The organism is Streptomyces sp. NBC_01214, assembly GCF_026340975.1.
GTDB lineage: Bacteria > Actinomycetota > Actinomycetes > Streptomycetales > Streptomycetaceae > Streptomyces.
Genome location: NZ_JAPEOS010000001.1, coordinates 3064179 through 3085740 on the forward strand (window position 1 = coordinate 3064179; position 21562 = coordinate 3085740).

At 67.4% G+C, this 21562-nt stretch carries 14 protein-coding genes and 3 rRNA genes; 11 read left to right on the plus strand and 6 right to left on the minus strand.

Going from position 1 to position 21562, the window contains the following annotated elements; all coding sequences use genetic code 11:
- Positions 1–113: 113 nt before the first annotated feature.
- On the plus strand, positions 114–626 hold the full coding sequence (locus tag OG594_RS14655) for an NUDIX domain-containing protein (protein WP_266598890.1): 513 nt from the start codon (positions 114–116) through the stop codon (positions 624–626).
- Between the two features lie 110 nt (positions 627–736).
- Here OG594_RS14655 and OG594_RS14660 read toward each other — a convergent pair whose 3' ends face one another.
- The 4 genes from OG594_RS14660 to OG594_RS14675 form a co-directional block, all read right to left on the minus strand.
- Positions 737–1174 (minus strand): SRPBCC domain-containing protein, encoded by a 438-nt coding sequence (locus tag OG594_RS14660; RefSeq protein ID WP_266598892.1) that lies wholly within the window; start codon positions 1172–1174, stop codon positions 737–739.
- Between the two features lie 36 nt (positions 1175–1210).
- Positions 1211–1555, minus strand: coding sequence for a metalloregulator ArsR/SmtB family transcription factor (locus OG594_RS14665; RefSeq protein WP_266598894.1), 345 nt, complete (start codon positions 1553–1555; stop codon positions 1211–1213).
- Positions 1552–2049: an SRPBCC domain-containing protein gene (locus OG594_RS14670; protein WP_266598896.1), complete on the minus strand. Its 498-nt coding sequence runs from the start codon at positions 2047–2049 to the stop codon at positions 1552–1554. The genes OG594_RS14665 and OG594_RS14670 overlap by 4 nt, the downstream gene beginning before the upstream one ends.
- Before the next feature lie 191 nt (positions 2050–2240).
- On the minus strand, positions 2241–4589 hold the full coding sequence (locus OG594_RS14675) for a TIM-barrel domain-containing protein (RefSeq protein ID WP_266598898.1): 2349 nt from the start codon (positions 4587–4589) through the stop codon (positions 2241–2243).
- 221 nt (positions 4590–4810) lie between these two features.
- On the opposite strand from OG594_RS14675, the gene OG594_RS14680 reads away from it, so the two are divergent.
- Together OG594_RS14680 and OG594_RS14685 are read left to right on the plus strand one after the other, a co-directional pair.
- The gene (locus OG594_RS14680) at positions 4811–6787 is read left to right on the plus strand and encodes an acetoacetate--CoA ligase (RefSeq protein WP_266598900.1); all 1977 of its coding nucleotides are present in this window, start codon (positions 4811–4813) and stop codon (positions 6785–6787) included.
- A 63-nt stretch (positions 6788–6850) separates the two neighbouring features.
- A complete protein-coding gene (locus OG594_RS14685; protein ID WP_266598902.1) occupies positions 6851–7774 on the plus strand; it encodes a hypothetical protein in 924 nt (307 codons plus the stop codon).
- A gap of 70 nt (positions 7775–7844) precedes the next feature.
- On the opposite strand, the gene ptsP is transcribed toward OG594_RS14685, so the two are convergent.
- Both ptsP and OG594_RS14695 read right to left on the minus strand, forming a co-directional pair.
- Positions 7845–9515 (minus strand): phosphoenolpyruvate--protein phosphotransferase, encoded by a 1671-nt coding sequence (gene ptsP / locus OG594_RS14690; RefSeq protein ID WP_266598904.1) that lies wholly within the window; start codon positions 9513–9515, stop codon positions 7845–7847.
- Positions 9516–9589: 74 nt separating this feature from the next.
- Positions 9590–10039 (minus strand): PTS glucose transporter subunit IIA, encoded by a 450-nt coding sequence (locus OG594_RS14695; protein WP_266598906.1) that lies wholly within the window; start codon positions 10037–10039, stop codon positions 9590–9592.
- Positions 10040–10770: 731 nt separating this feature from the next.
- On the opposite strand from OG594_RS14695, the gene OG594_RS14700 reads away from it, so the two are divergent.
- From OG594_RS14700 to OG594_RS14735, 8 genes are all read left to right on the plus strand, one after another.
- Positions 10771–12295 (plus strand): 16S ribosomal RNA (locus tag OG594_RS14700).
- 279 nt (positions 12296–12574) lie between these two features.
- A 23S ribosomal RNA gene (locus OG594_RS14705) occupies positions 12575–15697 on the plus strand.
- A 78-nt stretch (positions 15698–15775) separates the two neighbouring features.
- Positions 15776–15892: ribosomal RNA gene (gene rrf, locus OG594_RS14710) — 5S ribosomal RNA — on the plus strand.
- Together the 16S, 23S and 5S rRNA genes form the textbook arrangement of a ribosomal RNA operon.
- A 140-nt stretch (positions 15893–16032) precedes the next feature.
- The gene (locus OG594_RS14715) at positions 16033–16623 is read left to right on the plus strand and encodes a CDP-alcohol phosphatidyltransferase family protein (RefSeq protein ID WP_266598908.1); all 591 of its coding nucleotides are present in this window, start codon (positions 16033–16035) and stop codon (positions 16621–16623) included.
- Positions 16624–16723: 100 nt separating this feature from the next.
- Positions 16724–19219 carry a mannose-1-phosphate guanyltransferase gene (locus OG594_RS14720; RefSeq protein ID WP_266598910.1) on the plus strand — a complete coding sequence of 832 codons (2496 nt, stop codon included), beginning with the start codon at positions 16724–16726 and terminating at the stop codon, positions 19217–19219.
- Between the two features lie 111 nt (positions 19220–19330).
- Entirely contained in the window at positions 19331–20239 is a 909-nt protein-coding gene (locus tag OG594_RS14725) for a DUF881 domain-containing protein (protein ID WP_266598912.1), read from the plus strand.
- A complete protein-coding gene (locus OG594_RS14730) occupies positions 20236–20568 on the plus strand; it encodes a small basic family protein (RefSeq protein ID WP_030010496.1) in 333 nt (110 codons plus the stop codon). The genes OG594_RS14725 and OG594_RS14730 overlap by 4 nt, the downstream gene beginning before the upstream one ends.
- Positions 20569–20573: 5 nt before the next feature.
- On the plus strand, positions 20574–21554 hold the full coding sequence (locus tag OG594_RS14735) for a DUF881 domain-containing protein (protein WP_266598914.1): 981 nt from the start codon (positions 20574–20576) through the stop codon (positions 21552–21554).
- Positions 21555–21562: the final 8 nt, after the last annotated feature.

Below are 21562 nucleotides of genomic sequence, written 5' to 3' on the forward strand. Positions count from 1 at the left end.
ACGGCGACAGCGACGGGGAGAGTCGAAATGCGCGCCGGGAGGCACCTCGCGCGCGACCGGCAGCGGTCCCGCAACGGCCGCCGTCCGCGCACCCCTTGGCATACCATCGCCGGATGTCGCCACACCTGCTGAAGGACTCGCACTGCTCCACCTGCGGAGCCCCGTACTCCAGCCCTGCGTGGCCCCGCACCTGCGCGGCCTGCGGGGCGACCGCCTACCGCAATCCGCTCCCCGTGGCCGTCACCCTCCTCCCCGTCGAGGACGCGGACGGCACCGGCCTCGTGGTCATCACCCGCACCATCGAACCCGCCCTCGGCGGCGTCGCCCTCCCCGGCGGCTTCATCGACTTCGGCGAGGACTGGCGCGACGCGGTCGTCCGTGAACTCTTCGAGGAGACCGGCATCACGGCCCCGGCGGAGGAGGTCGTGCTGGCCGACGCCCTGAGCTCCCCGGCGGGCCACCTCCTGCTCTTCGGCCTCCTGCCGGTCCGCCCGGCCGCGGAACTGCCCGCCTCGAAGCCGACGGACGAGACCACGGGCTGGCACGTCCTGCGCACCCCGTCGGTGCTGGCCTTCCCCCTGCACACCCAGGCGGCGGCGTCCTGGTTCGCGGGCAAGTACGCCTGAGTCCGACGCCCTGGGCCCGATGCCCCGAGCTTCCGACGCCCTGAGCCTTTGACGCCGTGAGCCCGACGCCGTGAGCCGGGCTCACGGCGTCGGGCCCTGGGCAAGCGCCGTCAGTGCCAGTTGCTGATCTGCACGTCGCGCGGGTGAGGCGCGCCGGAGCCCGTCTCCACCAGGGACTTCAGGCTCATCAGGAAGATCGCCCACTTGGTGCTGCAGTGGTTCATGAACTCGACCGGTTCGCGCCAGCCCGCGTGCGCGAACATGAGGATCGTCCACTCGCCGTCCTGGGTCAGCTCGAAGCCCACCGTGGTCCCGACCCACTCGGCCGGACCGTCGACGACGTCCCACAGCACCCGTGCGTTCGGCCGCAGTTCGAGCACCTTCATGTCGAAGCCGCCGAGGTCGCCGAACCGGAACTCCAGGACGCCGTCGCCGTTCCCGCTCGTGTCGGTCGTCCACCACGCGGCCAGTCCCTCGACCGTGGTGAGCGCTTCGTACACCTTCTCCGGGGTCGCGGTGATGCCTACCCGGTGCAGGATGTCCACCATCTCGCTCTCCTCGCTTCTCCGTGTCGTTTCTCCGTGTCACTGCTTCTCGTTCTTGGCCCGTTGGATCGCTTCGGCGAGGCTCTTGACGCGCCGCAGCCGGGCGTCCCACATCTCGCCGACCGAGTTCAGCTGCGCCACGGCCCGGGCCAGCTGGGCCTCGTCCACCCGGTAGCGCTTCTCCCGTCCCGCCGGCGCCGACCGGACCAGCCCGACCCGGTCGAGCACGGCCAGGTGTTTGGTCACGGCCTGCCTGGTCACCGGCAGGTGCGCGCTGAGGGTGGTCGCGGTCCCCTGGCCGTCGGCCAGCAGGAGGTCGATCATCCGGCGCCGGGTCGGGTCGCCTATCGCGGACCACAGGTCGTCGTCGACGGCGGTGCTCATCGCGCGGCCGCCACTCGATCGGCGGTCGCGACCAGGCGCGGCAGGTAGAAGTCCCAGCCCTGCCGGTGGTCGTCGTAGGTGGCTTCGAGCACGGCGGCCTCCCAGCCCCGTTCGCGGTAGCCGCTCTCGCGGAAGCGGACCGTGGTTCCCGTCCCAGCGGGCAGGAGCTCGAAGGTCACCAGCAGCGAGTTGCCCGGACCCGCCACCTCCGTCTCCGTCTCCGACTCCGTCTCGTCGTAGGTCCACCGGAAGGAGAACATCCGCGGCGGGTCGGCCTCGACGACCGTGAACGGCGCGGACTGCTGCCGACCGGTGTCCCGATCCGTCCACGTGAGATGGGCGGTCGCGCCCGCGGCCGGCTCGAACGCGGTGGTCTCGGCGCTCCACCACTCCCGGATGTGCTCGGGGCTGCTCAGCACCTCGAACACCACGTCGGGCGAGGCGTCGATGTGCAGCTCGCGCTCGATGCTCCCGTACTCCATGGCCGTCTCCATCTTTCGCAACCTTCGGTTGCATATAAAGCTAACCCTCCTCCGGCTGATATGCAACCGATGGTTGCATATCAGCCGGAGGAGGCAGCGGCACCACGGGCCCGTACGGCCGCCCGCCCCGTGCGCCTACCCGCCCCGTGCGCCTACCGGCCCCGCGCGGCCACAGGCCCCGTGCGCCTACCGGCCCCGTGCGCCTACAGGCCCCGTACGGTGACCCCCTCCACCCGGTTCCCCGTCTCGTCCTCCACCACCACCGCGTCACCCAGCCACCGCACCGTGTACCGCTCCACCTCGCCCGCCCCGAAGCCCGGCCCCGGGTCCCGGATCACCACCCCGCCCCCCGTGCGCCCCCGGGCCGGAGCCCAGACCTCCAGTTCCAGCCCGTCGCCGGAGGCGGCACGCACCGGCAGCACCGACCCCGCCCGCGCCAGCACCGGGATCCGGCCCTGCGGCGCGTCCAGCAGGATCTGGCCCGGGCCCTCGTACGCCGCCCCCGTCGCCGTGTCGTACCAGCGCCCCCGCGGCAGCAGTACCGCCCGCCGGTCCGCCCCGCACTCCAGCACCGGCGCCACCAGCAGCGCATCACCCAGCAGGAACGCGTCCTCGCAGTCCCGCAGCCGCCGTTCCTCCGGCGTCCCCCACCACACCGGACGCACGTACGGGGCGCCCGTCCGCCGCGCCAGGTGGGCCAGCGTCACGAAGTACGGCCGCAACCGCTCCCGCTCCGCCATCACCGCCCCGGCCTGCTCCGCCACCTCCGGCCCGAACTCCCACGGCTCCCGCCGCCCCGCCCAGATCGCCGAGTGGGTCCGGAACAGCGGCAGGTAGGCCCCCAATTGCAGCCACCGCACGTACAACTCCGGCGACGGGGACCCCCCGAACCCCCCGACGTCCGGGCCCGAGTACGGCACCCCGCACAGCCCGAGCCCCAACACCAGCGCCAACGAGGCCCGCAGCCCCTCCCAGCTGGACTCCACGTCCCCCGACCAGGTGCCCCCGTACCGCTGCATCCCCGCCCACCCCGACCGCGAGAACAGGAACGGCCGCTCGGCGGGCCGCAGCCGCACCAGCCCCTCCCACCCCGCCCGCGCCATCCCGAGCGCGTACACGTTGTGCCCCTCGCGGTGGTCACCGCCCGCCCCGTCCAGCGCGTGCCGGGCCGACCTCGGCAGCGTCGTGTCCCCGAACGGAGCAAAGGACACCGGCTCGTTCATGTCGTGCCAGAAACCGGCGAAGCCCTGCGCGAGCCGCTCCTCGTACAGCCCGCCCCACCACTCCCGCACCGCCGGATCCGTGAAATCCGGGTACGCGCACTCGCCCGGCCACACCTCACCGCGCACCTCCCCGCCCCGCGCGTCCCGCACGAAGGCCCCGCCCGACCCCACCGTCAGCCCCGACACGTGCACCCCGTCGCCCGCCTTCACCGCCGGGTCCACGATCGACACGAGCCGCACCCCCAGCTCCCCCAACTCGCTCGCCAGCCCGGGCAGATCGGGGAACCGCCCCTGGTCCACCGTGAACACCCGGTGCCCGTCGTAGTGGTCGATGTCCAGATGTACGGCCGACAGCGCGAGCCCGCGCGACGCGTACCCCGCCACCACCCGCCGCACCTCTTCCGCGCTCCCGAACCCCCACCGCGCGTGCTGGTACCCCAGCGCCCACTCCGGCGGCACCGCGGCCGAACCCGTCAGCCCCGACCACCCCTGCAACACCCGCGCCGGCGTCCCCACCAGCACCCAGCACCGCAGCGGCCCGCCCTCCATCCGCAGCTCGCTCGCCCCCGGCCGGTCCGCCCCCGAACCGGCGCCCTCCTCACCCTCGCGCAGCACCACCCGCCCGTCCCACGAGTTGTCGTGGAACACCAGATGCGTCCCCGCGTCCGCGACCACCAGCTGCACCGGCATCGTCAGGTACAGCGGATCGGCCCCCGGCCCGAAGCCCCCCTTCGGATCCGTGTTCCACAGCCGGTACGCCCCGTCCCGCAGCCGCGGCCCCGCGGCCCGCCCGCCCAGCCCGAAGAACCGCGCGTCCGCCGGCACCTCGCTCCGCTGGAGCCACCGCGCCGCACCCATCCGCGGATCCACCGGCTCCCACCACCGCGGCGGCGCCTCCCGCCGCAGCACCGTCCCGCCCGGCGTACGCACCTCCAGCGCCCCGTGCCGCGACACCGCCACCGTCACCCGCTCCGACACCACCCGCCAGCCGCCCCCGGTGTCCGGCTCCAGCACGGCCCGCGGATCCGGCTCGGGGCCGTCGCCCACCACCGCGTACGAGGGCGTCGGCCCCGCCCCGTCCCAACTCCAGAACACCGCGCCGCCCACCATCACCCGTACCAGCAGCTCGGAGCGCGCGAACCGCAGCACGCCCCCGCCCGGGAGGGCCTCCGTACCGGTCAGCAGCCCGGGGACGCGCGCCCGCTCCGCGCCCCGGCGCGGCAGCCCCACCGCGTCCGAGCGCCGGTGGCGCCAGGCCGAGCGCCAGGCGCGCCGACCGCGCTCCGTACCGATGTCCTTCACCGCACGTACCAGATCACGACCGTTCATGCCGCTCACCCTGCCACCGGCCCCCGACCGAGGGGACGGCGTTCAACTGTCGTTCACCCGGCAGCGGCACCCCCGAGTCGATCACCCGACCCGCCAGGACAGCCCTGGTGCAGCGGACGATCACATGGCATGGTCCCTGTGAGCCGCCGCGCCCACACCCCCGCGCGACGGCACCGTACGCACACGAAGCGCGAGCCGCAGACTTGACCGGGAGCCGACCCATGACCTCAGCCACGCAGCCGGAACCCCTCTGGGCGCCGGGCCCCGACCGGATCGCCGCGGCACGGATCACCGCCTTCCAGTCCTGGGCCGCAGAGCGCCACGGAGCCCCCGCCGACGGCGGCTACCCCGCCCTGCACCGCTGGTCCGTCGACGAGCTCGACACCTTCTGGCAGGCCGTCGCCGAGTGGTTCGACGTCCGCTTCACCACCCCGTACGCATCCGTCCTCGCCGACCGCTCCATGCCCGGCGCGCAATGGTTCACCGGAGCCACCCTCAACTACGCCGAGCACGCGCTGCGCGCCGCCGAGGACCCGGCGCGCGCCGACGACCCCGCCCTGCTGTACGTGGACGAGACCCACGAGCCCGTCCCCGTCACCTGGGCCGAGCTCCGCCGCCAGGTCGGCTCGCTCGCGGCCGAACTGCGCGCCCTCGGCGTACGCCCCGGCGACCGGATCAGCGGCTACCTCCCCAACATCCCCGAGGCCGCCGTCGCCCTCCTCGCCACCGCCGCCGTCGGCGGGGTCTGGACCTCCTGCGCCCCCGATTTCGGAGCCCGCAGCGTCCTCGACCGCTTCCAGCAGGTCGAGCCCGTCGTCCTGTTCACCGTGGACGGCTACCGCTACGGCGGCAAGGAGCACGACCGCCGCGACACCGTCGCCGAACTCCGCGCCGACCTCCCCTCCCTGCGCGCCGTCGTCCACATCCCGCTCCTCGGCACGCCCGCCCCCGAAGGCGCCCTCGACTGGTCCGCCCTGACCTCGGGCGACACCGAGCCCGTCTTCGAACCGGTCCCCTTCGACCACCCCCTCTGGGTGCTGTACTCCTCCGGTACGACCGGCCTCCCCAAGGCCATCGTCCAGTCCCAGGGCGGCATCCTCCTCGAACACCTCAAGCAGCTCGGCCTGCACTGCGACCTCGGCCCCGAGGACCGGTTCTTCTGGTACACCTCCACCGGCTGGATGATGTGGAACTTCCTCGTCTCCGGCCTGCTCACCGGCACGACCGTCGTGCTCTACGACGGCAGCCCCGGCTACCCCGACACGGGCGCCCAGTGGCGCATTGCCGAACGCACCGGAGCCACCCTCTACGGCACCTCCGCCGCCTACGTCATGGCCTGCCGCAAGGCCGAGGTGCACCCGGCCCGCGACTTCGACCTCTCCGCCGTGAAGTGCGTGGCCACCACCGGCTCCCCGCTCCCGCCCGACGGCTTCCGCTGGCTCCACGACGAGGTCGCCGAGGACCTCTGGATCGCCTCCGTCAGCGGCGGCACCGACGTGTGCAGCTGCTTCGCGGGCGCCGTCCCCACCCTCCCCGTGCACATCGGCGAACTCCAGGCCGCCTGCCTCGGTACGGACCTCCAGGCCTGGGACCCCTCCGGCAAGCCGGTCACCGGCGAGGTCGGCGAGCTCGTCGTCACCAACCCCATGCCGTCCATGCCGATCCACTTCTGGAACGACCCCGACGGCAGCCGCTACCGAGACAGCTACTTCGACATGTTCCCGGGCGTCTGGCGCCACGGCGACTGGATCACGATCACCGACCACGGCTCGGTGATCATCCACGGCCGCTCCGACTCCACCCTGAACCGACAGGGCGTCCGGATGGGCTCCGCCGATATCTACGAGGCCGTCGAACGCCTTCCCGAGATCAAGGAATCCCTGGTCATCGGCCTGGAGGAACCGAACGGCGGCTACTGGATGCCGCTCTTCGTCCACCTGGCCCCCGGCGCGACCCTCGACGACGACCTGCGCGCCCGGATCAAGGCGACGATCCGCGAGGAACTCTCCCCGCGCCACGTCCCCGACGAGGTCATCGAGGTCCCGGCCATCCCGCACACCCTCACCGGCAAGCGCATCGAGGTCCCGATCAAGCGCCTGCTCCAGGGCGCCCCCCTGGCCAAGGCCGTCAACCCGGGCTCCGTCGACAACATCGACCTCCTCAGCTTCTACGAGGAGCTGGCCCGCACCCGCGGCTGAGGCCACTGTCAGTGGCGATGACTACTCTGAGTGAGCAAGCGATTGCGATACTCAGGGGGATCCATGCCACGCAAGAACGACACCGGAGCGCAGACCGGCGCGCACCGGACCCGCACCACCGACCGGCGCCGCCTGCTGCGACGCGAGGTCCCCGGAACCATCGGCCTCCTGGCCGACGCCGGGGACTTCGCGGCCATGCGCGGCTACCGCAGCTTCACCTTCGACGACCACCAGGACTACCTCCACCACGTGGACGGCCTGCTCAGGTCCCTCGCGGCCCAGGGCATCCACACCACCGTCGCCCTCTTCGACCCCGAGGAGTACGCCGAATTCTGCGGGGAGACCGGCCTCGACCCGGACACCCCCGAAACCCGAGCCCGCTTCACCGCCGAGCTGGCCGGCAGCGGCGCCCTCCTGCCCTACAGCGGCCAGCCCATCGACGAGCTGGTCCCGCTCCTCGTCGACGAAGCCGTCCGCCAGGCCACCTGGGAGTACGCCACCGGCGTCCTCGCCGAGGTCGGCCACTGCGCGGACTGCGGCGAGGACATCGGCCACTCCTCCTTCGACCGCGCCACCGACGCGCTCAAACGCCTCGTGGCCGGCGCCGGACCCGGCCACCACCACTTCGTCTGCAGCATCCCGACCGAAGCACAACAGCTCGTCGCCGTCCTCCACGCCGACACCACCGACGACCCGGACGCCCCGCCCCGCGTCGACGGCCGGGCGGGGCTCGACTTCGTGACGGTCCTCGCCGCGGGACTCGCCCTCGGCGGCCCCGGGGGACTGGTGGTCCGCACCACCGGTGAGGGCCGCCGGGACCGGGTCCACGGCTGGCGCCTGGACCGCGGCCGGCTCACCGCCCTATCGGCCGCGGCCGTTTTCAACGCCTACTGCACCGACGCCGACACCGGAGAACCCGTCGCCCCCGAATCGGGCGTCGAATACTGCCCGGGGTACGAGGTCGACGCACCAGGACCGCACCACTGACCGGTCCGGAACGGACCGAGGGGCCCTCGCCACCGGCGAAGGCCCCTCGACACCGCACCACACCATCCGGCTACTCGCCGGACAGCACCGCCTGCGCGGCCACACGGGCCTCTTCGGCGCTGTCCGCCGCACGGGCCGCCGCTGCGGCACGCTCGCACTGGGCCAGCGTGTACTTGGCCAGCGTCGCCCGCACATAGGGGATCGAAGCGGCACCCATCGAAAGAGAGGTGACACCCAGACCGGTCAGCACACAGGCCAGCAGGGGATCGGAAGCGGCCTCGCCACAGACGCCGCAGCTCTTGCCCTCCGCCTTGGCGGCATCCGCCGACAGGGCGATCAGGTCGAGCAGCGCAGGCTGCCACGGGTCCTGGAGCCGAGAGACGGCGCCGACCTGACGGTCGGCGGCGAAGGCGTACTGGGCCAGGTCGTTCGTGCCCAGCGACAGGAACTCGACTTCCTGGAGGATGGAGCGTGCCCGCAGCGCGGCGGACGGGATCTCCACCATCGCGCCGAACTTCGCCTTCAGACCGGCCTCCCGGCAGGCGTCGGCGAAGGCCTTGGCATCGATCCGGTCGGCGACCATCGGCGCCATGACCTCGAGGTAGACCGGCAGCCCCTCGGCGGCCTTGGCCAGCGCGGTGAGCTGCGTGCGCAGCACGTCCGGGTGGTCCAGCAGCGAGCGCAGCCCGCGCACACCCAGCGCCGGGTTGGGCTCGTCGCCCGGCGTCAGGAAGTCCAGCGGCTTGTCGGCGCCGGCATCGAGCACCCGTACGACGACCCGACCCTCGGGGAAGGCCTCGAGCACCTTGCGGTAGGACTCGACCTGCTTCTCCTCGGACGGCGCCTTCTTGCTGTCGTCCAGGAAGAGGAACTCGGTGCGGAACAGACCCACACCCTCCGCCCCCGCCTCGACGGCGGCCGGCACGTCCGCGGGACCGCCGACGTTGGCCAGCAGCGGCACCTTGTGACCGTCGGAGGTCGCACCGGGACCGGACGACGCGGCCAGGGCCGCCCTGCGCTCGGCGGCCGCGGCTTCGAGCTCGGCCCGCTTCTGCGGCGACGGGTCCAGGAACAGGTCGCCCGTGCTCCCGTCCACCGCGATCACGGTGCCCTCGGCGATCTCACCGGCACCCGGCAGCGCCACGATCGCCGGCACGCCCAGCGCCCGCGCGAGGATCGCGCTGTGGCTGGTCGGCCCGCCCTCCTCGGTCACGAAACCGAGGACGAGCGCCGGGTCGAGCAGCGCCGTGTCGGCGGGAGCCAGGTCCCGCGCGATCAGCACGTACGGCTCGTCACTGTCGGGTACGCCCGGCATCGGCACGCCCAGCAGCCGCGCCACGATGCGGTTGCGCACGTCGTCCAGGTCGGCCACCCGGCCGGCCATGTACTCGCCGGCCCCCGCGAGCAGGTCGCGGTACGCGGCGAACGCGTCGTACACACCGCGCTCCGCGGTGCTACCGACGGCGATCCGCCGGTCGACGTCCGCCATCAGCTCGGGGTCCTCGGCGATCATCGCCTGGGCCTCGAGCACGTGCTGGGCCTCGCCACCGGCCAGCTGGCCACGCGCGATCAGATCGGCCGCCACCGCACTCACGGCCTGACGGGCGCGCCCCTGTTCGCGCGCCGCCTCATCCGCGGTGATCTGCCTGGCCGGCGGCTCCAGAACCGCCGTGCCCATGTGCCGCACCTCGCCGATCGCCACCCCGTGGCTCACGCCGACGCCTCGCAGCGTTGTCTCCATTTCACCCGTCTCCGATAGAGCGGCGGGCCGAGCCGCCGCGGTGGATGTACGACTCGCCCGAACAGGCGGACGCGTCACTGCCAGCTGAAGAGAGCGTCGTCAGCCTTCACGTCGCCGGATTCGACGACGTCGGAGAGGGATTTGGCCGTCGCTTCGAGCGCCACGACGGGGCAGATCGGCGACTTGCCGGCCGCCTCGACAGCAGCGGGGTTCCAGCGGATGACGGCCTGGCCGCGGGTCACGGTGTCGCCCTTGTTCACGAGGAGCTCGAAGCCCTCGCCGTTGAGCTGAACCGTGTCGATGCCGAGGTGCGTGAGTACACCGTGGCCCTCGCCATCGACGACCACGTACGCGTGCGGGTGCAAGGAGACGACCACACCATCGACGGGGGACACCGCCTCAGACGCCTCGCGCACGGGATCGATAGCGGTGCCCGGTCCCACCATCGCGCCGGAGAACACCGGATCGGGCACTGCCGCGAGTCCGATGGCGCGCCCGGCAAGTGGGGACGTCACGCTGGTCATGGGGGGCCTCCCAGGGGTGGGGCTCATCGTGTCGCCGTCACTACCTGTCGCGAACGGCGTACTCTTCAGAAGGATATGGCACAAGATGTTCGGGTTCGCCCGATGTTGTGGATCCCGGTCCGGGCGTCTCCGTTGGCAGGGAGACTAGTGGACTAGACCGGTGGACTAGACCATACGCCTGAATCGATTTGCTTGGGCACCCCCAGAGCTGTACTGTCGTGACTCCCGCCAGGACGCCTCGTGTGAACTTCTCGCGAACGGCCGATGGACGGGACTCCTCCTCTTCAGTGTCGATCTTGATCCCATCCCTTTTTCCGTACGCCTTTTCGGTAATGCGGAGAGTGGTCAGGGGGAAGGAAAACCGCTGATAGAGTCGGAGCCGCTGGAAAGGGAAACGCGAAAGCGAAAACCTGGAAAGCGCCGAGGAAGTCGGACACGAAAGAGTCTGATAGAGTCGGAAACGCAAGAACAGAACGAAAGCCCGGAGGAAAGCCCGAAAGGGTGAGTACAAAGGAAGCGTCCGTTCCTTGAGAACTCAACAGCGTGCCAAAAATCAACGCCAGAAGTTGATACCCCGTCCACTTCGGTGGATGAGGTTCCTTTGAAAAAGACCTGTCGGGCCTTCGGGTGCTGGCAGGCAACAACACAGCGAGGACGTTGTGGCGCGTCGGTCTTATTCCGACATGACGTGCCCGCTCTAAGTGATGTGTGCACCCGATTACGGGTAAACATTCATGGAGAGTTTGATCCTGGCTCAGGACGAACGCTGGCGGCGTGCTTAACACATGCAAGTCGAACGATGAAGCCCTTCGGGGTGGATTAGTGGCGAACGGGTGAGTAACACGTGGGCAATCTGCCCTTCACTCTGGGACAAGCCCTGGAAACGGGGTCTAATACCGGATACCACTCCTGCCTGCATGGGCGGGGGTTGAAAGCTCCGGCGGTGAAGGATGAGCCCGCGGCCTATCAGCTTGTTGGTGGGGTAATGGCCCACCAAGGCGACGACGGGTAGCCGGCCTGAGAGGGCGACCGGCCACACTGGGACTGAGACACGGCCCAGACTCCTACGGGAGGCAGCAGTGGGGAATATTGCACAATGGGCGAAAGCCTGATGCAGCGACGCCGCGTGAGGGATGACGGCCTTCGGGTTGTAAACCTCTTTCAGCAGGGAAGAAGCGAAAGTGACGGTACCTGCAGAAGAAGCGCCGGCTAACTACGTGCCAGCAGCCGCGGTAATACGTAGGGCGCAAGCGTTGTCCGGAATTATTGGGCGTAAAGAGCTCGTAGGCGGCTTGTCACGTCGGATGTGAAAGCCCGAGGCTTAACCTCGGGTCTGCATTCGATACGGGCTAGCTAGAGTGTGGTAGGGGAGATCGGAATTCCTGGTGTAGCGGTGAAATGCGCAGATATCAGGAGGAACACCGGTGGCGAAGGCGGATCTCTGGGCCATTACTGACGCTGAGGAGCGAAAGCGTGGGGAGCGAACAGGATTAGATACCCTGGTAGTCCACGCCGTAAACGTTGGGAACTAGGTGTTGGCGACATTCCACGTCGTCGGTGCCGCAGCTAACGCATTAAGTTCCCCGCCTGGGGAGTACGGCCGCAAGGCTAAAACTCAAAGGAATTGACGGGGGCCCGCACAAGCGGCGGAGCATGTGGCTTAATTCGACGCAACGCGAAGAACCTTACCAAGGCTTGACATATACCGGAAAGCATTAGAGATAGTGCCCCCCTTGTGGTCGGTATACAGGTGGTGCATGGCTGTCGTCAGCTCGTGTCGTGAGATGTTGGGTTAAGTCCCGCAACGAGCGCAACCCTTGTCCTGTGTTGCCAGCATGCCCTTCGGGGTGATGGGGACTCACAGGAGACCGCCGGGGTCAACTCGGAGGAAGGTGGGGACGACGTCAAGTCATCATGCCCCTTATGTCTTGGGCTGCACACGTGCTACAATGGCCGGTACAATGAGCTGCGATACCGTGAGGTGGAGCGAATCTCAAAAAGCCGGTCTCAGTTCGGATTGGGGTCTGCAACTCGACCCCATGAAGTCGGAGTCGCTAGTAATCGCAGATCAGCATTGCTGCGGTGAATACGTTCCCGGGCCTTGTACACACCGCCCGTCACGTCACGAAAGTCGGTAACACCCGAAGCCGGTGGCCCAACCCGTAAGGGAGGGAGCTGTCGAAGGTGGGACTGGCGATTGGGACGAAGTCGTAACAAGGTAGCCGTACCGGAAGGTGCGGCTGGATCACCTCCTTTCTAAGGAGCACAGTACCGATTGCAGACAAATGTTCTGCACGGTCAGCTCATGGGTGGAACGTTGATTAGTTGGCATCTTCGGTCTGATGGTTCTCGAGTACTGCTTCGGCGTGGAAAGAGGAGACGGATGAACGGAGATGCTTGGCACGTTGTTGGGTCCTGAAGGTACGGCCGTAAGGTCATGTCTTCAGTGCCGGCCCCGGTGAAGCATTCCTTAGGGAGTGTGTGACGGGTGGCTGGTCGTTGTTTGAGAACTACACAGTGGACGCGAGCATCTGTGGCCAAGTTTTTAAGGGCGCACGGTGGATGCCTTGGCACCAGGAACCGATGAAGGACGTGAGAGGCCGCGATAGGCCCCGGGGAGCTGCCAACTGAGCTTTGATCCGGGGGTGTCCGAATGGGGAAACCCGGCAGTCGTCATGGGCTGTCACCCACTGCTGAACACATAGGCAGTGTGGAGGGAACGAGGGGAAGTGAAACATCTCAGTACCCTCAGGAAGAGAAAACAACCGTGATTCCGGGAGTAGTGGCGAGCGAAACCGGATGAGGCCAAACCGTATGCGTGTGATACCCGGCAGGGGTTGCGCATGCGGGGTTGTGGGAATGAGCTTGATCGGTCTGCCGGCCGGTCGGCGAGTCAGAAACCGTTGATGTAGTCGAAGGACATGCGAAAGGTCCGGCGTAGAGGGTAAGACCCCCGTAGACGAAACATCAGCGGCTTGCTTGCTCATCTCCCAAGTAGCACGGGGCCCGAGAAATCCCGTGTGAATCTGGCGGGACCACCCGCTAAGCCTAAATATTCCCTGGTGACCGATAGCGGATAGTACCGTGAGGGAATGGTGAAAAGTACCGCGGGAGCGGAGTGAAATAGTACCTGAAACCGTGTGCCTACAAGCCGTGGGAGCGTCGCTCATTGGGTTTACCCAATGGGTCGTGACTGCGTGCCTTTTGAAGAATGAGCCTGCGAGTTAGCGGTGTGTAGCGAGGTTAACCCGTGTGGGGAAGCCGTAGCGAAAGCGAGTCCGAATAGGGCGATTGAGTTGCACGCTCTAGACCCGAAGCGGAGTGATCTAGCCATGGGCAGGTTGAAGCGGAGGTAAGACTTCGTGGAGGACCGAACCCACCAGGGTTGAAAACCTGGGGGATGACCTGTGGTTAGGGGTGAAAGGCCAATCAAACTCCGTGATAGCTGGTTCTCCCCGAAATGCATTTAGGTGCAGCGTCGTGTGTTTCTTGCCGGAGGTAGAGCACTGGATAGGCGATGGGCCCTACCGGGTTACTGACCTTAGCCAAACTCCGAATGCCGGTAAGTGAGAGCACGGCAGTGAGACTGTGGGGGATAAGCTCCATGGTCGAGAGGGAAACAGCCCAGAGCATCGACTAAGGCCCCTAAGCGTACGCTAAGTGGGAAAGGATGTGGAGTCGCAGAGACAACCAGGAGGTTGGCTTAGAAGCAGCCACCCTTGAAAGAGTGCGTAATAGCTCACTGGTCAAGTGATTCCGCGCCGACAATGTAGCGGGGCTCAAGCGTACCGCCGAAGTCGTGTCATTGCAGCAATAGGGCCAACGCCCGCTGTGATGGGTAGGGGAGCGTCGTGTGCCGGGTGAAGCAGCAGCGGAAGCTAGTTGTGGACGGTTCACGAGTGAGAATGCAGGCATGAGTAGCGATACACACGTGAGAAACGTGTGCGCCGATTGACTAAGGGTTCCTGGGTCAAGCTGATCTGCCCAGGGTAAGTCGGGACCTAAGGCGAGGCCGACAGGCGTAGTCGATGGACAACCGGTTGATATTCCGGTACCCGCTTTGAAACGCCCAATATCGAATCAGGCGATGCTAAGTCCGTGAAGCCGTTCCGGACCCTTCGGGGAAAGGAAAGTGGTGGAGCCGACGAACCAGACTTGTAGTAGGTAAGCGATGGGGTGACGCAGGAAGGTAGTCCAGCCCGGGCGGTGGTAGTCCCGGGGTAAGGGTGTAGGCCGAGGGGTAGGCAAATCCGTCCCTCATTAAGGCTGAGACCTGATGCCGAGCCGATTGTGGTGAAGTGGATGATCCTATGCTGTCGAGAAAAGCCTCTAGCGAGTTTCATGGCGGCCCGTACCCTAAACCGACTCAGGTGGTCAGGTAGAGAATACCGAGGCGTTCGGGTGAACTATGGTTAAGGAACTCGGCAAAATGCCCCCGTAACTTCGGGAGAAGGGGGGCCATCACTGGTGATAGCACTTGCTGCTTGAGCTGGGGGTGGCCGCAGAGACCAGCGAGAAGCGACTGTTTACTAAAAACACAGGTCCGTGCGAAGCCGTAAGGCGATGTATACGGACTGACGCCTGCCCGGTGCTGGAACGTTAAGGGGACCGGTTAGTGACCTTTCGGGGTTGCGAAGCTGAGAACTTAAGCGCCAGTAAACGGCGGTGGTAACTATAACCATCCTAAGGTAGCGAAATTCCTTGTCGGGTAAGTTCCGACCTGCACGAATGGCGTAACGACTTCTCGACTGTCTCAACCATAGGCCCGGTGAAATTGCACTACGAGTAAAGATGCTCGTTTCGCGCAGCAGGACGGAAAGACCCCGGGACCTTTACTACAGTTTGATATTGGTGTTCGGTTCGGCTTGTGTAGGATAGGTGGGAGACTTTGAAGCAGCCACGCCAGTGGTTGTGGAGTCGCCGTTGAAATACCACTCTGGTCGTGCTGGATGTCTAACCTCGGTCCGTGATCCGGATCAGGGACAGTGTCTGATGGGTAGTTTAACTGGGGCGGTTGCCTCCCAAAGGGTAACGGAGGCGCCCAAAGGTTCCCTCAGCCTGGTTGGCAATCAGGTGTTGAGTGTAAGTGCACAAGGGAGCTTGACTGTGAGACCGACGGGTCGAGCAGGGACGAAAGTCGGGACTAGTGATCCGGCGGTGGCTTGTGGAAGCGCCGTCGCTCAACGGATAAAAGGTACCCCGGGGATAACAGGCTGATCTTCCCCAAGAGTCCATATCGACGGGATGGTTTGGCACCTCGATGTCGGCTCGTCGCATCCTGGGGCTGGAGTCGGTCCCAAGGGTTGGGCTGTTCGCCCATTAAAGCGGTACGCGAGCTGGGTTTAGAACGTCGTGAGACAGTTCGGTCCCTATCCGCTGTGCGCGTAGGAATATTGAGAAGGGCTGTCCCTAGTACGAGAGGACCGGGACGGACGAACCTCTGGTGTGCCAGTTGTCCTGCCAAGGGCATGGCTGGTTGGCTACGTTCGGGAGGGATAACCGCTGAAAGCATCTAAGCGGGAAGCCTGCTTCAAGATGAGTATTCCCACCTCCTTGAGAGGGTAAGGCTCCCAGTAGACGACTGGGTTGATAGGCCAGATGTGGAAGCCCGGTAACGGGTGAAGCTGACTGGTACTAATAGGCCGAGGGCTTGTCCTCAGTTGCTCGCGTCCACTGTGTTAGTTCTGAAATAACGAACAGCTGTGTCAACACCAGCATGTTCAAATTTCATAGTGTTTCGGTGGTCATAGCGTTAGGGAAACGCCCGGTTACATTCCGAACCCGGAAGCTAAGCCTTTCAGCGCCGATGGTACTGCAGGGGGGACCCTGTGGGAGAGTAGGACGCCGCCGAACAATCATTGTGGGAAAGCCCCGCACCAACCCTTTACGGGTTCGGTGCGGGGCTTTTCTGCGTTCAGGACACGTGTGCGGTCTCCTGTAGGGTCAGGAGGCACGAACGACCACATTTCTACAGTCACAGTGGAGGCCCCCGGGTGGAGGTCCAGGAGACTCGGGTTCAGACTGACCGAATTTTCACCATTCCGAACATCCTGAGCATGGCTCGCCTGGCCGGCGTGCCCCTGTTCTTGTGGCTGATCCTCGCGGAGTACGACGGGTGGGCCCTGGCCGTCCTCATGCTCAGCGGGATCAGCGACTACCTCGACGGGAAGCTCGCACGGCGCTGGAATCAGATCAGCAAGCTCGGCCGGCTGCTCGATCCTGCCGCAGACCGGCTCTACGTCCTGTCGACGCTCTTCGGTCTGACTTATCGCGAGATTCTGCCGCTGTGGCTCACCGGAGCGTTGCTCGCGCGCGAGCTGATGTTGCTGGTCATGGTGTGGATCCTGCGTCGTCACGGATATCCGCCGCCGCAGGTCAACTTCCTCGGCAAGGCCGCCACCTTCAACCTGATGTACGCGTTTCCCTTGCTGCTGCTGAGTGACGGAAGCGGCTGGTTGGCCTGGTTGGCGGCAGTTTTCGGATGGGCGTTCGCTGTATGGGGTACAACCCTCTACTGGTGGGCAGGAATCCTTTACGTGGTTCAAGTCCGCCGTCTGGTGAAGGCTGACACCACGGCCGATTGAGCCCGCCCGGCGCCGGATGACGCGGAGGAGTTGCGGAGTCACCGACCGAGACGGGCGAGGGTCGGCACGACTGTCGTCTCCCAAGGAGGACTCTTCCGACATGAAGGCCGTCGTGATGGCCGGTGGCGAAGGCACGCGTCTTCGCCCCATGACGTCGAGCATGCCCAAGCCGCTCCTGCCGGTGGCCAACCGGCCGATCATGGAGCACGTGCTCAGGCTGCTCAAGCGGCACGGGCTCAGCGAGACCGTGGTCACCGTGCAGTTCCTGGCGTCACTCGTCAAGAACTATTTCGGGGATGGCGAAGAGCTCGGAATGGAGCTCACGTACGCCCATGAGGAGAAGCCACTCGGGACCGCCGGCAGCGTCAAGAATGCCGAGGAGGCCCTGAAGGACGATGCCTTCGTCGTCATTTCCGGCGATGCGCTCACCGACTTCGACCTCACCGATCTGATCCGGTTCCACAAGGAGAAGGGCGCCCTCGTCACGGTGTGCCTGACCCGGGTGCCGAACCCGCTGGAATTCGGCATCACGATCGTGGACGAGGAGGGCAAGGTCGAGCGGTTCCTGGAGAAGCCGACCTGGGGGCAGGTGTTCTCGGACACCGTCAACACCGGCATCTACGTCATGGAGCCCGAGGTCTTCAACTACGTGGATCCCGATGTCTCCGTCGACTGGTCCGGTGATGTCTTCCCCCAGCTGATGAAGGAAGGCCGGCCCATCTACGGCTACGTGGCCGAGGGCTACTGGGAGGACGTCGGCACGCACGAGAGCTACGTCAAGGCGCAGGCCGACGTGCTCGAGGGCAAGGTCCAGATCGAGATGGACGGCTTCGAGATCTCTCCCGGGGTGTGGATCGCCGAAGGGGCCGAGGTGAGCCCCGACGCGGTGCTCCGCGGGCCGCTCTACATCGGGGACTACGCCAAGGTCGAAGCCGGCGCGGAGATCCGCGAGCACACGGTCATCGGGTCGAACGTCGTCGTCAAGGGCGGGGCCTTCCTGCACCGGGCCGTCGTCCACGACAACGTGTACATCGGGCCCCACAGCAACCTCCGCGGCTGCGTCATCGGCAAGAACACCGACATCATGCGGGCCGCGCGGATCGAGGACGGGGCCGTCATCGGCGACGAGTGCCTCGTCGGTGAGGAATCGATCGTCCAGGGCAACGTGCGGGTCTACCCGTTCAAGACCATCGAGGCCGGCGCCTTCGTCAACACGTCGGTGATCTGGGAGTCCCGCGGCCAGGCGCACCTGTTCGGCGCGCGCGGGGTCTCCGGGATCCTGAACGTGGAGATCACTCCCGAGGTGGTGGTCCGACTCGCCGGCGCGTACGCCACGACCCTGAAGAAGGGGGCGATCGTCACCACGGCCCGTGACCACTCGCGAGGCGCCAGGGCGCTCAAGCGTGCCGTGATCTCCGCGCTCCAGGCCAGCGCCATCAACGTACGGGACCTGGAGAACGTACCGCTGCCGGTGGCACGGCAGCAGACCGCGCGCGGCAGCGCCGGCGGGATCGTGCTGCGGACCTCTCCGGGTGTGCCGGACTCCGTGGACATCATGTTCCTGGACGAGCGGGGAGCGGACCTCTCGCTCCAGGGACAGCGCAAGCTGGACCGGGTGTACGCGCGCCAGGAGTACCGGCGGGCGTTCCCCGGGGAGATCGGAGACCTCCAGTTCCCGGGCAGCGTCTTCGACGCCTACACCGGCTCGCTGCTGCGGCGGGTGGACACCACCGGCATCGGCGACGCCGGGCTCAAGGTAGTCGTGGACGCCTCGAACGGGAGCGCCGGGCTGGTTCTGCCCAGCTTGCTGGGCCGGCTCGGTGTGGACGCGCTGACGATCAATCCAGGGCTCGACGAGTCCCGGCCGACGGAGACCAGGGAGTCCCGGCGGGCCGGGCTGGTGCGGCTGGGGGAGATCGTGGCCTCGGCACGGGCGGCCTTCGGCGTGCGGTTCGACCCGGTGGGCGAGCGGATCTCCCTCGTGGACGAGCGCGGGCGGATCATCGAGGACGACCGGGCGCTGCTCGTGATGCTCGACCTGGTGGCCGCGGAGAAGCGCAGCGGCAAGGTCGCGCTGCCGGTGACCACGACCAGGGTGGCCGAGCAGGTGGCGGCCTACCACGGTACGCAGGTCGAGTGGACGACGACCTCGCCCGACGACCTGACCCGGGTGGGGCGGGCGGAGAACACCATCTTCGGCGGAGACGGTCGGGGCGGATTCATCGTTCCGGAGTTCAGCAGCGTCTTCGACGGTTCGGCCGCCTTCGTGCAGCTGCTCGGGCTGGTGGCGCGCACGCAGCTCACCCTGAGCCAGATCGACGCCCGGATTCCGCGGGCCCACGTGCTCAGGCGGGACGTTTCGACGCCGTGGGCGGTGAAGGGGCTCGTCATGCGACGGGTCGTGGAGGCGGCCGGCGACCGGCAGGTGGACACCACGGACGGGGTGCGGGTGGTCGAGGCCGACGGACGGTGGGCGCTGGTCCTGCCGGATCCGGCGGAAGCGGTCACCCACCTGTGGGCCGAGGGCCCCGACGACGGCACCGCTCAGGCCCTGCTCGACGAGTGGGCGGGCGTCGTGGAGGGCGCCGGGCAGTGAGGGCCCGACGTGCGATGACGTAGGGCGGAAGTCCGGTGGGCCGGGTGCGGTGAGTGCCGGTCCCGCCCACCGGATGGACGCATTGGGTGACTGCGCTGCCGACATGCGACGATGTGCGGCATGTCGCAGCCGCCCCACAACCGGACTCCGGCGTCTCCTGTGCCCGCGCGCCCGGACGCTTCCATGTCGCTGCTGACGCACGTGATGGACCACAGTCTCGACGAGGGCTACGCGGAGGCCGCGGCCCGGCGCGAGGCGGAGGGTACGGCGGGTCTGCCACGGACCCTCAAGGCGAAACTGGGGCTCGCCGCCGGGCTCGTCGTCACCGCCATGGTCGTCACGCTCGGTGCCGCCGAGGCGCAGATAGCCGCGCCGGTGCTGGCCAAGGAGCGTCAGGAACTGATCGACCGGGTGGAGCGGGCGGACGACCGCGCGCACGGCCTGGAGCGTGACATCGACCGCCTCAGGACCGATGTCGCGGGCCGCCAGCGTGCGGCGCTGAAGCAGCCGGGTGGGGGCCAGGGCGAGCTCGTGGCCCTGCTGGCGGGTGCCACGGAGGTCCACGGGCCGGGGATCAAGCTGGTGGTGGACGATGCGAAGGGCGCTTCGTCGGGCGGTGGTGGCAAACCGCGCGAGAGCTCCGGTTTCTCGGACACCGGCCGGCTCCGCGACCGTGACATGCAGAAGATCGTCAACGGGCTCTGGCAGTCCGGGGCGGAGGCCATCTCCATCAACGGCCAGCGGCTGACGGAACTGTCGGCGATCAGAGCCGCGGGTGACGCGATACTGGTCGACAACAGGCCGCTGGTGCCGCCGTACGAAGTGCTGGCGGTGGGGGACAAGAAACGGCTCGGAACGGCCTTCCAGGACTCGGCGGACGGACAGTACCTGCACGTGTTGCAGGAGAGCTACGGGATCCGTTACTCCCTGTCCCCGGCGGACGACCTGCGGCTGCCGGCCGCGTCGAGCCTGACCGTACGTACAGCTACACCGGCAGAGCAGCAGAAGGGTGCATCGTGATCGCGGTACTGGGCCTCTTGGCCGGAGTGGTGGCCGGACTTCTGGTCCGGCCCGAAGTGCCGGCCGTGGTGGAGCCATATCTGCCGATCGCCGTGGTGGCGGCGCTGGACGCGGTGTTCGGCGGCCTCCGCGCGATGCTGGACGGCATCTTCGTGGACAAGGTCTTCGTGGTCTCGTTCCTGTCGAACGTGGTCGTGGCCGCGCTGATCGTCTTCCTCGGCGACAAGCTCGGGGTCGGCTCGCAGCTGTCCACGGGCGTGGTCGTGGTCCTCGGCATCCGCATCTTCTCCAACGCCGCGGCCATCCGCCGGCACGTGTTCCGGGCGTGAGGCCGATGAGCACGAACGACAGCCCCGAGGAGCAGGGGGGCGCGGGCCGGCCGCCGGAGCCCCCGAAGGTGCCGGAGCCCCCGAAGATGCCGAAGTCTCCGGAGCCCCCGAAGGCGCCGGAGACCCCGGAGACGTCGAAGTCTCCGGAGCACCCGGAGCACCCGGAGCCCCCGCAGTCCTCGCAGACCCCGCAGTCGGTACAACCTCCGCAGTCGCCGGAACCGCAGGAGCCGTCGGAGCCGTCCAAGGAAGTGCCGGGGCAGCCCGAGGAGACCGGACGGCAGCGGCTCGCGGCCGGGCTGTGGCCGCCGCGGGTGAGTCGGGCCCAACTGATCGTGGCGCTGCTGCTGTTCGTCCTGGGGCTGGGTCTGGCGATCCAGGTCCGGTCCAACAGCGACTCCAGCGCGCTGCGCGGGGCCCGCCAGGAGGACCTCGTACGGATCCTCGACGAGCTCGACGGGCGGACCAAGCGCCTGGAGGACGAGAAGCAGCGGCTGGAGGACCAGCGAAAGGAACTGGAGAGCAGCTCCAACCAGGCCGAGGAGGCCCGCAAGCAGACGGTCGAGAAGGAACGCCAACTCGGCATCCTGGCCGGTACGGTGGCAGCCCAGGGGCCGGGCATCACGCTGAAGATCACGGATCCCACGGGTCAGGTGCAGTCCGACCAGCTGCTGGACACGCTCCAGGAGCTGCGGGCGGCCGGGGCCGAGGCGATCCAGATCAACGGCGTGCGCATCGTGGCGGGCTCGTACTTCTCGGACGAGAACGGCGGGGTCGCCATCGACGGCAAGAAGATCACACAACCCTATGAGTTCAAGGTGATCGGCAAGCCCCAGGATCTGGAGCCCGCGTTGAACATCCCCGGCGGTGTCGTCCAGACGCTGGAGAAGGAGCAGGCCACCGTCGCCGTCACACGGTCGGCGAAGATCGTTGTGGATGCCTTGCGGGCTGCGAAGCAGCCTGACTACGCTCGGTCGTCATCGTGATGAATCGG

Excerpts from the sequence above, each read along its gene's own strand:
- OG594_RS14675 (WP_266598898.1), bottom strand. The coding sequence starts at position 4,589 with ATGAACGGTCGTGATCTGGTACGTGCGGTGAAGGACATCGGTACGGAG.
- OG594_RS14680 (WP_266598900.1), top strand. The coding sequence starts at position 4,811 with ATGACCTCAGCCACGCAGCCGGAACCCCTCTGGGCGCCGGGCCCCGAC.
- OG594_RS14685 (WP_266598902.1), top strand. The coding sequence starts at position 6,851 with ATGCCACGCAAGAACGACACCGGAGCGCAGACCGGCGCGCACCGGACC.
- OG594_RS14725 (WP_266598912.1), top strand. The coding sequence starts at position 19,331 with ATGTGCGGCATGTCGCAGCCGCCCCACAACCGGACTCCGGCGTCTCCT.
- OG594_RS14720 (WP_266598910.1), top strand. The coding sequence starts at position 16,724 with ATGAAGGCCGTCGTGATGGCCGGTGGCGAAGGCACGCGTCTTCGCCCC.
- OG594_RS14735 (WP_266598914.1), top strand. The coding sequence starts at position 20,574 with ATGAGCACGAACGACAGCCCCGAGGAGCAGGGGGGCGCGGGCCGGCCG.
- ptsP (WP_266598904.1), bottom strand. The coding sequence starts at position 9,515 with ATGGAGACAACGCTGCGAGGCGTCGGCGTGAGCCACGGGGTGGCGATC.
- OG594_RS14665 (WP_266598894.1), bottom strand. The coding sequence starts at position 1,555 with ATGAGCACCGCCGTCGACGACGACCTGTGGTCCGCGATAGGCGACCCG.
- OG594_RS14660 (WP_266598892.1), bottom strand. The coding sequence starts at position 1,174 with ATGGTGGACATCCTGCACCGGGTAGGCATCACCGCGACCCCGGAGAAG.
- OG594_RS14695 (WP_266598906.1), bottom strand. The coding sequence starts at position 10,039 with ATGACCAGCGTGACGTCCCCACTTGCCGGGCGCGCCATCGGACTCGCG.
- OG594_RS14655 (WP_266598890.1), top strand. The coding sequence starts at position 114 with ATGTCGCCACACCTGCTGAAGGACTCGCACTGCTCCACCTGCGGAGCC.
- OG594_RS14670 (WP_266598896.1), bottom strand. The coding sequence starts at position 2,049 with ATGGAGACGGCCATGGAGTACGGGAGCATCGAGCGCGAGCTGCACATC.